This window comes from Amycolatopsis sp. NPDC051045, assembly GCF_040682955.1.
Lineage (GTDB): Bacteria > Actinomycetota > Actinomycetes > Mycobacteriales > Pseudonocardiaceae > Amycolatopsis.
Genome location: NZ_JBFBCC010000052.1, coordinates 1 through 12,876 on the forward strand (window position 1 = coordinate 1; position 12,876 = coordinate 12,876).

Here is a 12,876-nt window from a genome sequence, read left to right on the forward strand (position 1 = left end):
AGACGGAACCCGCACTGACGAGCTATGTCAGTGGTGCGGCCGGTCTCCGCGTTGAGCTGTCGAGCGCCGCTTGCCGAGGCGCACGCTCCGCGGCATGAGCGTGCGTTCCCTTGTTGAGCGCAGGTGCAGGTTCTGCGCGGTGCGCCTCTCGTTGCATTGGTAAGTGGCTGGGGAAGCGCAGTCGGTGCCGGGTGTCGCTCGAGCTTCGATCAGGCTGGTCGTGGCGATCAAGGGCGGGCGGGGAAGGACACCCTTTCCGCGGCCACGAACGGCAGCAGGCGGTGAGCCTCGTCCTCGAGCGCGGCCCGGTTGTCCACCGTCAGCGGCCGGAACGGCGTCAGCCGCAGCTCCCCGCCGGACAGCGACCAGCTGCCGTGCACGCGGCCGTCGACCAGGAACGCAGGCAGGACCAGTGCCCGGCCGGGCATGATCCGCTTCCGGTCCTCGTCGGCGATGATCCGGGTCCGGTCGGTGTGCCCGAGCAGGACGTTGTCGAATGCGGGCAGCAACCGCACAGGAGCCGGGGTGTCGGCGTCGGGCAGCTGGGCATCGGCCAGGTCGACCAGCTCCTTGCCGTGCGGATCCCGGTAGCGGCGCAGCTCGCCGCTCATGCTCGCGACGATCTCACTCAACCGGGTCAACCCGCTCCACGCCTGCACGTCCTTGACACTGGCCGGTCCGAACGCCGCGAGATACCGGCGGATCAGCTCCATGGCGTTCGCCGGCTCTCCGACCTCGACGGCCGTGACCGACACGGATGGCCGGGTCCCCCAGGCACCCCATCCGGCGGTGGCCGGATCGTGGATCAACGCGGACCGCATTTCCACCTCGCCGGCCAGGATCCGTCCGTCACGATCCGGGTAGCTCTCCGCCAGCCGCCGGGCCAGCTCCCTGCGGGGCATCGCCTGATCGGCGAGGAACTCCAAGCCGGCTGTCACCAGCTCGCCGGTGTCCAGGCCCGCGCTGTTGCGGCTGAAGTAGGCCGCGCTCGCGGTGCGGTCGAGCACCGGTTGCAGCAGCGGCCGGAACCGGCGGAAGTCGTCGGCCCGGGTGAGGTGCTGAGTACTGCGCAACAGACCCGATCGCACGACTCGCCGATCCTCCAGCAGGGTGGTGAGCCCGGCGTGCTCGAATTCCCGGATTCGGCTCCACAGGCCGACAAACGGCCAGTTCGGCTCCTGGGCCTGCATCGCGACCAGCCGCCTGATCACCTCCAGCGGGGTGTGCTCGGTTCGCGTCAGCAGGAATTGTCGCTGCAGCAGGGCCCGGTTCAGGACACGAAGCGACAGCGTGCTCACGTCAAACGCACCGAGACATTGCCGCGGTAGGCGCCCTGGAGCAGCGCCAGAAACGCCTGTGGCACATCGGTGATCGCGCTCTCGACCACAGTCTGCGGATAAACGAACCGTCCCTGGTCCAGCCACGCGCGGAAGTGCTTGTGCCAGGCCGAGATCTGCTCTGGAGTGTGGTAGCAGGAGAACGGCGACAGCACGACGCCCCTGCGTTCCGCTTCGGTGCGGTCTGGTTGCGGGAATCGCTCGGCGGCGTCGCCGAGCTGGCTGGACAGCGAGCCGCACAGCGCGAACCGCGCGCCCGGCCGTGCCGCCTGGAGTGCGGCGTCGTACTGCGCGCCGCCGACGACGTCGAAGAACACGCTGATGCCCTCGGGTACCAGTTCCTTCAGCCGTGCGGCGGGATCGTCGTGGTAGTCGAACGCGGCGTCGAAGCCCAGTTCGTTGACCAGGTAGTCGACCTTCGCCGCGCTGCCCGCGCTGCCGATCACCCGCGCGGCGCCGAGCTGCTTGGCGATCTGGCCGGCCAGCGAACCGACACCGCCCGCCGCGCCGGACACGAACACGACATCTCCCACGCCCACCTCCGCGATGTCGGCCATGCCGTAGAAGGCGGTCGGGCCCTGGCCGAGGTGGAAGCCGGGATCGGGGAACGCGTCGCGGTCGAGTTTGACGTAGGACTCGGCGGGACCGGCGGAGTACTCGCTCCAGCCCGTCATCGACTGGACCAGGTCGCCCACCTGGAGCGCGTCGCCGGCTGAGCGGACGACGGTGCCGATCGCGGCCACGCCCACCCGCTGACCCGGCTGCCACGCCGGCACCGGGAGGTGGCAGTCGGCGCGCATCAGCTCCAGGTAGGTGGCGGCCAGCCCCAACCGTTCGGTGCGCACCAGCACCTCGCCGTCGATGTCGGCCTCGGCGGCGGTGAAGTGCTCCAGGCCGGGAACGCCGGTGACTTGGCTGGTCAGCTGGATCTCGCGGGTGATCATCGTGGTGTCTCCATCGGTCGGTTTCCGCCCTCGTGGAGAACACTAGACAGGCTTCCGGTCACTTTGTGTCCTGAACTCATGTCAGGATGGAAACATGGCGAACACCAGCTCCCGCGCCCTGCGATTGCTGTCGCTCCTGCAGACCCATCGGCACTGGACCGGACCCGACCTGGCCGACCGGCTCGACGTTTCCGAGCGCACCCTGCGCCGCGACATCGACCGGCTGCGCGAGCTGGGGTACCCCGTCCAAGCCTCCCGGGGCACCGACGGCGGCTACCAGCTGGCGCCAGGCGCCGTCCTGCCGCCGCTGCTGCTGGACGATGAGGAGGCGGTCGCCCTCGCGGTCGGCATGGGCGATGCCGCGCAGAGCGGGATCGGCGGCATCGAGGAAGCCGCCGTCAGGGCGCTCACCAAGGTCGTGCAGGTCCTGCCGCCCAGGTTGCGCGCACGAGTGGACACGTTGCGCGCCATGACTGTCTCGCCGGCCTCGGCCGGACCGATCGTCGCGGCCGGCATCCTCACCGCAGTCGCCCAGGCATGCCGGGACGAGGAACGTCTCCGGTTCGGTTACGCGGCACGAGGTGCCGCGCCGACCGAACGCGAAGTCGAGCCGCACCGGCTGGTCGCCCACGGCGGACGCTGGTACCTGGTCGCCTACGACCTGACCCGGCACGACTGGCGCAGCTTCCGCCTGGACCGGCTGACCGACCCCCGCCCGACCGGGGCCCGGTTCTTGCCGCGCAAGCTGCCCGCCGAGGACGCGGCGGCCTTCGTGCACACCAGCGTCGGCGCTCCCGCTGCTCACACGGTCCGGGTCCTGGTCCATGCACCCGAGGCGCGGGTACGGCAGATGGTCGGCCAGTGGGGGACGGTCGAGCCCGCCGGAGAGGACCGCTGCCACCTCACCATGATCTCGGCCAGTCTGGACTGGCCAACACAGGCGCTGGGCAACGTCGGCGCAGACTTCGAGGTGCTCGGGCCACCTGAATTCACCGCGCACCTGCTCGAATGGGGCACCCGGTTCATGCGGGCCAGCGGCCCGACCACAGAGGGAATATGACGGAGTTCTCGGCCGGGAACCGGTCTACGACTCAACCAGCCGCCCACCTACCCGCTCATCGGCATGTGCGGATGTCCGGCCGCTGACCGCTGTGAACCAGATCACGCTTGAGGTTGACCTTGGGTCAGGCCGGAAGCTCGTCGCACCGGCGCACCACACCGGCCGGGAACGACAGAGCCGAAGGAGCACACCGTCATGTCCATCGCCTTGACCGAACAGGACCGGAGCACTCTGCGAACCGCCGCGTACGGCGCGGTTTCGCTGATGGCCGCCGCCGGCGCCGCCGGCAAGCCCGTCGAGATCGCCATCGACGGCAGCATCGCCCTGGCGTCGGCGACCGGCCCCCTCGGGCACGTGCTCGCGGCGAAGTCGAAGGACATCGATCTGCGGGGCAGGTCCGCCGCCGCGCTCGCCGACCAGGTACTACCGGCCCTGACCGCGGCCATGACCCTGCTGAACCAGCAGGATCCGGCCGAGGCCGGCCATTTCCGCGATACCGTCCTGCTCGCCATCGAAGCCACCCAGCAGGACAGGCCCACCCCCACCATGGCCGAGATGGCCCGCAAGATCACCGCCGCCCTCGAAGTCGCCGGGCCCGAACGGCCGGAGCTGCGGAAGGCGATCGAAGAGATCGTCGATTCCGGTTTCGTCGGCGTGTCGCTGCGCGTGCACGACGAGCGGGGAGAGTGGGCCGGCAGTGCCGGGACGGCCGAACTGGGCGGGACCGCGAAGCCGCCGATCAACGGGCACGTCCGGATCGGTTCCAACACCAAGACCTTCACCGCAACCCTGGTGCTGCAGCTGGTGGCCGAGGGCGAGCTCGCGCTGGACGGCCCGGTGGCGGACTACCTGCCCGAGTTCGGGCTCGACGAACGCATCACGGTGCGGATGCTGCTGCAGCACACCAGCGGGGTGTTCAACTTCACCGGCGAAGTGTGCGAGGACGGGACGATCGCGCAGGGGATCCCCATTCCCTACGGCAGCACGGGCGCGGAGTGGGTGGCCAACCGGTTCACGACCCACCACCCGCAGGAACTGGTGCGGCTGGCGGTGGCCAAGCCGGCGCGGTTCGAGCCGGGGACGGGCTGGAGCTACTCCAACACCAACTACGTACTGGCCCGGCTCCTGATCGAGAAGGTGACCGGTCACTCGTTCGCCGAGGAGATGCGGCAGCGGATCGTCAAACCGCTCGGACTGTCCGGCACCGTGGTTCCGGGCGCCTCGCCGGAGATCCCTGAACCGCACGCCCACGCCTACTACCGGTACGAGGAAGCCGGCGAGCAGAAGACGATCGACATCACCCGCCACAACCCGTCTTGGATCTCCACCGGCGGTGACATGATCTCGACCACTCAGGACCTCCACACGTTCATCGCCGCGTTGATGAGTGGCCGGCTGCTGCCGCCCGAACTGCTGGCCGAGATGTGTACCCCGCACCCGACCGGCATCCCCGGCATGGACTACGGCCTGGGCGTGTTCGTGCTGACCACGGACGACGGCGGCACCGTCATCGCCCACAACGGCGCCACCGTGGGCCACGCGGCGCTGATGTACAGCACGCCGGATGGCAGCAAAACCCTCACCGCCGCGCTGAACTGCGTGGACGACGCCGCCTTGGCCATCGCGTCAGCGTTCCGGAACGCCCAGCAACGGCTCGTCGACGAGGTGTTCCGCAGCGGGCGGCCCGATCCGGCTCAGGCGGCAGACTGAGCACATGAGGAACGGGGTCACCATCGGGCAGGCAGCGTCCTTCGTCGGTGTCACGGTGAAGACGGTGCGGCACTATCACAAGCTCGGCCTGGTCGAGGAGCCCGAACGCGACAGCTCAGGCTACCGGCGGTACGGCTCGGCCGACCTGTTGCGGCTGGTGCAGGCCCGGACGCTGGCCGCCGCCGGGGTGCCGCTGGCGGAGATCGGGAGCCTGCTCGACGCCGACGCCGCGGGGTTCGCCGCCGCGCTCGCCGACGTCGGGCGGCAGCTCACCGAACGGATCGACGAGCTGATCGCGCGGCGTGACACGCTGCATCGGCTCGCCGATGGTGACCGTGCGCTGCTGCCCGATCGAGCGGTGGCGCTCCTGGAACACATGTTCGCCCTCGGCTTCCCCGCCGACGAGGTGGCGGCCACCAGGGAGGGCTGGGTACTGGCCAAGGCCCTGGTCCCCGAAGGCTTCGACGACTACCTCACCCACTTCGAGCACGCCCTGCAGGACACCCACCTCGTCGCGTTGACCCGGCGCGCGGCCGAAGCCGCGGCCTGGGAACCGGACGACCCCCGCATCGACGAACTCGCCACCGCCGTCGCCGACCACTACCTCGCCGATCCCGCCCTGCTGAAGACCGTGACCGGCCTGCAAGCCCGCACCGAGGCCGCAACCCGCTACACGCTGATCGCCCACCACGGCGAAGAACAAACCCCGGCGACGGCGCGGCTGACCGCGCTGTTCGAGACCAAGCTCCGCGCCGCCGGCATCCACGTCCCCAGACCGGATTCCCGCTGACCGCGCGTGCTCCCGGTCTTTCGGTACGGCGTGCACGGGACCGTCGGCGGTGCGGTTGCGGGGCCGGAGAGGCCGGTCTCCGGTTTACCCCGTTCATCGGGGTGCCTCGTCCGCTCGTCGGCTACTTAACACACTGGGCGCCAGGACCAGGTCCGGCCAGACTCTGGTCCAGGTGCTCGGTGGGTCGCTCGCTCACAGCGGCTGCTTGCCGTTGGCATTGGTGTGGCTCTCTCATAGCATGTGTCTCGCCGAGTACCGCGCGAGGAGTGGCGGAAAGGGGTTTGTCCTGCTCGCCAAAGGCGCCGAGTCCTGGCATCGGAGGTGATCGGCTTCTCGTCAACGCTCGATCAGCGACATAGGTCGTTCACGCACAGTGATCGGGCGTGTAACGGTGCTGGAGCCCAAAGCGACTACTTAGCGCGCCGAATCCGGGGCGCACCCGGATTCGGGTATAAGTGCGTGGAGGTACTTGGTGACCGAGCTCGTCAAGGTGAGCGCGGCTGAGGACGTGGTGTTGGACGTTGTCTTCGTACACGGTCTCGACGGCGACCCTCGAGAGAGCTGGTCTGGCAAGCAGCAGAACTCGTTTTGGCCTGGTTGGCTAGCGCAGGACGTCCCCGGCGCCGGTGTCTGGTCACTCGGCTACGACGCGGCATCGAGCCGCTGGATCGGAAATGCGATGCCGATCCAGGACCGTGCGATCAACCTGCTCGCCCAGCTCGAGAACCACGGGATCGGGCAGCGTCCGCTGTGTTTCGTCACCCACAGCATGGGCGGCCTGGTGGTCAAGGAGATGCTGCTGCACGCCGCCGAGGGCCGTGCCGGCTACGCCGAGTTCGCCACCGCCACCCGCGGCGTGGTGTTCCTCGCCACCCCGCACACCGGCTCCGACGTCGTCACCAGGACCATCGTCAAGGCGCTGGGCGTGGTTTACCGCAAGACTTCCGCGGTCGATGCCCTGGAGCGCAACAGCGCGCATCTGCGGCAACTCAACGACCGCTACCGGGACTGGATCGCGCAGCGTGACGTCCAGGTTGAGCACAGGGTCTTCTACGAGACCCAGCCGACCCGGGGTGTGCAGGTGGTCGACGCGGACTCGGCCAATCCCGGCCTTCCCGGACAGCGGCCGATCCCCGTCGATGCGGACCACATCGGCATCTGCAAACCGGCCGATACCGGCGGAGTGGTCTATGGCCAGGTCAAGCTCTTTGTCATCGGTCTGCGCGATGCTCTCTTACGTTCGCGCGACGACAACTTGACGGCCGGTGGCGGTGGGCCACCCTCACCAGGCCTGGCACATGCCGGTTCGGACACCGTCAAACGGCTCTCGGGTCCGGCTACCGGCCGTTCTGTGACGGTCCACGGCGATGTTCCCGGCATCGTCGCCACCGGGGAGAACACGCACATCGAGCAACACACCCACATCCACCAAGCCGCGAACACCCCGCCGGTGATCCCCGTCCATCTCCTGGCCGGGCATCCGGCCTTCGCCACCGCGGTGACCGAACACGCAGGCGCCGAGTCGGCACGGTGTGAAGCGATCGAGCTCCAGGCGAACGGCGAACCGCCCGAGAACGGACGCCTGAGCCGGCTGGCCATGACTGTGTACGCCGAACTCGCGGATCCGCCTTTCACCGTGATCCGGGCGGACCCGGCGTATCAGCGGAAGTGGGACGACGTGCTCGACGGCGTTCCGCTCAGGCCGGAACACGCGGTGCACGCAAGGATCGTGGAGCGTCGCGTGGAGGTCGATGGCGTGGACATGGACGAGGCGCAGTTCGCCGAATGGTTGACGGACCAGGCAGGTGGCCGAGCCATCGGATTCTCGGGCCAGGCCGGAGACGGCAAGACCTCGTTCCTCAACCGGCTGGCGGTGACGACGTGCGAGACACACGTGTTCGTCGCCTGGTTGTCCCAGGAGGACTTCGACCTCCGCCCGGTGGAGCGGTTCCGCCAGGACCTCGTGGCGGCGCTCGGTGGCCACGGCCCCTTGCCGACGGTCGTCGTGGTGTATCCGCTGCTGGGCGACATGACCGCGGTGGCCCGGGAAAGTCTCAGGCTCGCGCTGCTGGAACGCCCACATCACGGCGACGAAATCGTGGTCCTGATCGAAGGTCGGCACAGCCCGATCGACCGTCTCAGATTCCGGGTATCGATCCTCCACGCGACGCTGAGCCCGGTCGACCACGCCGAGGCAGTCGGCCTGGTCGACCTGCTGACAACAGCGCACGTGCACGTCGCGCAGACCTATGACGAGAAAACCATCACGAGGAAGTGGCCGAACCTCAACAAGTTCGTGTCGCTGGCGGCCAGGGACGAGCAGATCCGGCTGATCACACACGATAGTCCACCGGTGCTGGTGGCGATGCTGCGCGCGGTCTACGGCGACGCGATGTGGACACTGTTGACGGCCGAGCTCGAAAATCTCGGGGAGGCCGATCAGGAGGCTTACTTCCAGGTGTGCCTGGCGACTGCGGCGAACACCTCGCTGAGCGAAGAGCTGCTCCGATCTCTGGTGCCGGGAGCCGACATCAAGAACCGTTCGAACCGCGACCCCTGGATCGAATCCGCGCCCTGGGAGCACGAGGCACGGCACCAGGTCATCGCCCAGGTGGTGCTGGAGAAGGCCAGTGAACGCCGCCGAAGGCTGAACAAGGCGATCCAGGACTACTGCGCGCCCGCGCGGTGGAGCCGCTCCCGCGCGAACACGTTGTTGAGCGTCGTGGTGGCGACGCGGCGCTTCGACCAGGTGGGAACCAAGGCGGACCTCCAAGGCTTGCGCAGCGATTTGTGGCAGGCGTTGCGAGCGCAGCTGTGTGAGCTGGGTGATCTCCCGGATCGGTTGGTTCACTGCTACGAAACGGACTACCGGCCGCTGCTCAACTGGGCGCGGGCACTGCGCGCCTTTCTTCCGCACGATCTCGAACGGCGGTCGGCGGCTGTGGTGAGGAGCACGCCGAACCAGGTGCTCAGAACAGTGGTGATAGAGATACTCGCGGCCTCCGCCGAGAGAGCCGAAGACGACGCTCGGGACGACATCCAGCTACAGAAGCAGCACTTGAAGTTCGAACGGCAGTACGTGGACGACGAGCTCGTGCTGGACGAGCTGATCGACGAGCTGGAATATTTCCACGTCTTCATGAACAGCAGGTGGTGGAGCCTCAGCCAGAACTACGTGCTCTACCGGTGGAGTCGATGGGCCTTTGGTCTGCTCGACGCGGGCGGCATCTTCCGCTTGGACGGGGTCGAGGCCAGGAAAGTACGTGTGCTGTACAAAGTCTTCCTCGTGACATATATCCGCTGCCAGAAGATATTACGGAAGAGATGGGATAAAAATCAACACAGGAAGGAATACGTCTCACGCCTCACCGGGCAGGTGCACGAGCAGGTTCCGGAGCATGCGGGGGCGATACTGAAGCACGCTTGGGAAGACTCGGTGCGGTGCGGCAAGCCGCAGTATCAACTGGTGACCCTGTATGTGGAGTCCGAGTTGGCCAAGGGTCGGAAACGCCCCTCTGTCGAACATCTCGGCGAGGTGGAACGAGTCCTGTGGCAAGCGGTTGGCAAGGTTACCGGGATGGGCGAGCCCTTGCTGTACCTGGCGATGCTCCGGGCGAACTGGAAGGTGGGCGATCCCGCTGAAATAGACGCCCAGGTAATGGAAGCGAGAGTCGGTGTCCACGCGGAAGAAGCGCTGCGGCGCGGCGATGAAACAGTGAACGGCGCGCTCCTTGATCACGCCCAAGCCTTACTGGAGGAGGAAGAAAGCAGCAGGATGGCGCTTCTGCAGGAAGCCGGAAAAGGGTACCGTCGGCATGCGGATGGAGGTGGCGACAAATTTGCCAGGGTGGCGTTCGCATGGAAGTCGGCGTGGCGAGAGCTGTCTCGTCTCAACCCTGCGGAAGGTCGCCGTCAACAACGATGGTATGAAAAGCTGGAGAGAGACAACGCCTAAGGGATGTCTCGTAACCCCGGTACTGGGCCGGCGGGGCCGGTGGTTGATGATGTTGTTGTGGTGCAGGTGATCACAGCGTCGCGGCCGGAGTGGATTGCCCCGTTCACCGGGCTGGAGCCGGGCCAGTTCCGGAAGCTGGTGCGGGTGGTCGCGAGACGGGGCGGGGATGAGATCGCGGACGGTCGTCTGGGCCGGCGGTGGGCGTTGCCGCTGGCAGATCGGGTGTTGCTGGTCCCGACCCGGGATCACCGGTTGGCGAGCCCGTCGAAGAACTACCGGTACTCGACCAACGTGCAGGTCGCGATCGATGCCGGGACGCGGCTGGTGATCGCTACGGGTGACCCGCGACCGGGCAGCCGCAACGACTGCACCGTCTATCGGGACTCCGGCATTGCCGAGCAGCTCGCCGGACGGCCGGTCATGGCCGATGGTGGCTATCAAGGCAACCTGGAGGTGGTCATGCCTTATCGCAAACCTCGTGACGGCAGTGAGTTGCCGGAGTGGAAGGAGGCCCTCAACGCCACCCACCGCACGATCCGTGCCCGCGTCGAGCACGTTCTGTCCCGGATGAAGAACTTCAAGATCTTGCGCGACCATGGGACGGGGTCGCGCAGCCAGATCTTGATCGAGGCGACATCGACGGTGCCCTGGTAGATGATGTCGAGCTTGTCGTACCGGGTCGCAACCGCCCGGAACGCTTTGAACTTGTTGATGCAGCGTTCGACGGTGTTGCGGTCCTTGTGGCACTCGGCGTCGAAGACCGGCGGCCTCCCACCGGCCGAGCCACGCTTGCGGCGGTGGGCTTTCTGGTCTTCCTCGACCGGGATCACCGCCTTGATCCCGCGCCCGCGCAAGTAGGCCCGATTGGCTCTGGAGGAGTAAGCCTTGTCCGCCATCACCCGGGACGGCCGGACCCGGGACCGGCCCGGACCACGACGACGGATGCGGATCTGCTGCAGCAGAGGGGTGAAACGGGGCGAGTCACCATGCTGACCCGGGCTGGTCAACCGCGCGATCGGCCGGCAGCGCCGGTCGGCGACCAGATGAATCTTGGTGGACAGCCCGCCACGGGAACGCCCTGAGGCCTGGTGGTCGGCCGGGGATTTCGTGTCATTCGCTCGCGCCCCCTGTGTCAGCTTCGGCGGCCGGGTCGTGGCGGGCTCCGGCGGCATGCTGGTGCGCGCGGACCACGGTGGAGTCCGCCCGGACCGTCCAGTCCGTCCCCTCGACCTCATCACACCCGGCCCGCAACCGGTCCAGCACCGCTGCCCAGGTCCCATCGGTCGACCACCGGTTGTGCCGCTTGTAGACCGTCACCCAGTTTCCGTACTCGGCAGGCATGTCCCGCCACGGAGACCTGGTGCGGGGCCGCCAGAAGACCCCGTTGATCGTGGCCCGGTGATCAGCCCACCGGCCGCCGCGGCCCGGATTGACAGGCAGCAACGACCACAGCCGCTCCCATTCCTCATCACGCAGATCGTGCCGATCAAACACCCGACATGATCTACCCGATCCCTAGATCAAGATCCAGGAAACACGCCCTAGTTCGCGCCGCGACTGGACAACGCCAACCAGGCGCCGGCCGGTGTCCCGTTCGTGGTTCCGGTCAGCGTCCAGCACACGGGCTCGGAGGCGGAGGTCACGAAGCTGACCGTACAGGTGTCCTATGACGACGGAGCTACTTGGCTGCCCACCGCGGTGGCGCGCACCGGGGACCACTGGACGGCCGGACTCTGGCACCCGGCCCACGCCACCTTCGCGTCGTTCCGGGCGACCGCGACCGACAAGGCGGGCAACACCGTGGACCAGACGATCATCCGGGCCTATCGTCTCGAGTGACGCCGGGAGGCATGGTGAACGCGTGGCTTGGGCGAGGAATCAATTTCGGCAACGCGCTCGACGCGTTGGGTGACGGTCCGGAGTTGGCGCTCGATGAGCGGCACTTCGACGAGCTGGCCAAGGCCGGTTTCGACACCGTCCGCCTGCCGGTCCGGTGGTCGGCACACGCGGAGGCCCTCCCGCCGTATTCCATCGATCCGGCGTTCTTCCAGCGCGTTGACGCGGGTGTGGGCGCGGCACTCGGCCGCGGTCTGCAGGTGGTGGTGAACGTCCACCACTACCACGAGCTCTGCACCGCGCCGGACGAGCACCTGCCACGCTTCCTCGCGCTCTGGCGGCAAATCGCGTCACGCTATGCCGACCACTCCGGGCGGCTCTGCTTCGAATTGCTCAACGAGCCACGCGGTCACCTCACGGCGGACCGATGGAACGCCGTCCTGGCAGAGGCTCTTGCCGTCGTGCGTGATACCAACCCCGAGCGCACCGTGATCATCGGGCCTGCCGAGATGAACAGCCCCGACGCGCTGCCCGCACTCGCCGTGCCCGACGACGACCACCTGATCGCCACGATGCACTATTACGCACCGTTCGAGTTCACCCATCAGGGCGCCGGATGGGTTCCGGGAGCGGAGCGATGGCTCGGCCGCACGTGGGGGGATACCGCCGACGAGAACGCCGTACGCGATGATCTGGCCAAGGTCGCGGCGTGGGGACGGAAACAGCGGCTTCCCCTGTTCATCGGCGAGTTCGGCGCCTTCTCCGAGGCTGACATGTCGTCCCGCGCGCGGTGGACGGCCTTCGTACGGGCCGAAGCCGAGCGCCTCGGCATGAGCTGGGCCTACTGGGAGTTCGGCACGGACTTCGGCGCTTTCGACCTGGAGCTCGCGGCCTGGCGCGAGCCGTTGCGACAGGCGCTCCTCGACGACCGGGACCCCACCGCCGGAATCCCGCGGTGAACGGACGAAACTCCAGCACGGGCGGCGGCTCGCTGATGACGGAGATGCGAAAGCCGGCGCGGTGAAAGTGATCCTGCCCGGACGACGTGATCCCGGAGGGTGTCGAGGCGGTGCCGTTGTGCCTCGTCCAGTTCAGGTCAGGGCGCCAAGGCATTCGGCGAGTTGGCTGACCGAGCTGACACCGAGTACCGGGCTTCGTGCTGGGCGCAGGCGGGGTATTCGTCGTCGGTGCGGTTCGGCCAGATCGGTTCGCCGATGATGCGGACGGGCTGGTCGGCATGGGTG

At 67.8% G+C, this 12,876-nt stretch carries 9 protein-coding genes and 2 pseudogenes; 7 read left to right on the top strand and 4 right to left on the bottom strand.

The genetic code is table 11. From position 1 onward, the window contains the following. Positions 1 to 227 precede the first annotated feature (227 nt). Both AB0M80_RS43690 and AB0M80_RS43695 read right to left on the bottom strand, forming a co-directional pair. The gene (locus AB0M80_RS43690) at positions 228 to 1,298 is read right to left on the bottom strand and encodes a winged helix DNA-binding domain-containing protein (protein ID WP_364576452.1); all 1,071 of its coding nucleotides are present in this window, start codon (positions 1,296 to 1,298) and stop codon (positions 228 to 230) included. Further along, positions 1,295 to 2,281, bottom strand: a complete 987-nt coding sequence (locus AB0M80_RS43695; protein ID WP_364576453.1) for an NADP-dependent oxidoreductase — start codon at positions 2,279 to 2,281, stop codon at positions 1,295 to 1,297. Before AB0M80_RS43695 ends, AB0M80_RS43690 begins: the two co-directional genes overlap by 4 nt. A 94-nt stretch (positions 2,282 to 2,375) precedes the next feature. Here AB0M80_RS43695 and AB0M80_RS43700 point away from each other — a divergent pair, with 94 nt between their 5' ends. From AB0M80_RS43700 to AB0M80_RS43720, 5 genes and pseudogenes are all read left to right on the top strand, one after another. Then, positions 2,376 to 3,341: a YafY family protein gene (locus AB0M80_RS43700; RefSeq protein ID WP_364576454.1), complete on the top strand. Its 966-nt coding sequence runs from the start codon at positions 2,376 to 2,378 to the stop codon at positions 3,339 to 3,341. Between the two features lie 546 nt (positions 3,342 to 3,887). Next, positions 3,888 to 5,051, top strand: coding sequence for a serine hydrolase domain-containing protein (locus AB0M80_RS43705; protein WP_364576460.1), 1,164 nt, complete (start codon positions 3,888 to 3,890; stop codon positions 5,049 to 5,051). Positions 5,052 to 5,055: 4 nt separating this feature from the next. Then, positions 5,056 to 5,841, top strand: coding sequence for a MerR family transcriptional regulator (locus tag AB0M80_RS43710; RefSeq protein WP_364576455.1), 786 nt, complete (start codon positions 5,056 to 5,058; stop codon positions 5,839 to 5,841). Between the two features lie 472 nt (positions 5,842 to 6,313). Continuing rightward, positions 6,314 to 9,796, top strand: coding sequence for a hypothetical protein (locus tag AB0M80_RS43715; protein ID WP_364576456.1), 3,483 nt, complete (start codon positions 6,314 to 6,316; stop codon positions 9,794 to 9,796). Positions 9,797 to 9,856: 60 nt separating this feature from the next. Then, positions 9,857 to 10,393: pseudogene (locus AB0M80_RS43720) on the top strand (transposase family protein); the annotation flags it as partial. Positions 10,394 to 10,464: 71 nt separating this feature from the next. On the opposite strand, the pseudogene AB0M80_RS43725 reads toward AB0M80_RS43720, so the two are convergent. After that, a pseudogene (locus tag AB0M80_RS43725) lies at positions 10,465 to 10,968 on the bottom strand (IS5 family transposase); the annotation flags it as partial. Next, entirely contained in the window at positions 10,907 to 11,290 is a 384-nt protein-coding gene (locus AB0M80_RS43730) for an IS5 family transposase (protein ID WP_364576457.1), read from the bottom strand. The gene AB0M80_RS43730 and the pseudogene AB0M80_RS43725, both read right to left, overlap by 62 nt. Before the next feature lie 102 nt (positions 11,291 to 11,392). Between AB0M80_RS43730 and AB0M80_RS43735 the strand changes: the two genes are divergently transcribed. After that, on the top strand, positions 11,393 to 11,635 hold the full coding sequence (locus AB0M80_RS43735; protein ID WP_364576458.1) for a hypothetical protein: 243 nt from the start codon (positions 11,393 to 11,395) through the stop codon (positions 11,633 to 11,635). An 11-nt stretch (positions 11,636 to 11,646) separates the two neighbouring features. Continuing rightward, entirely contained in the window at positions 11,647 to 12,591 is a 945-nt protein-coding gene (locus tag AB0M80_RS43740) for a glycoside hydrolase family 5 protein (RefSeq protein WP_364576459.1), read from the top strand. The last annotated feature ends 285 nt before the right edge of the window (positions 12,592 to 12,876 follow it).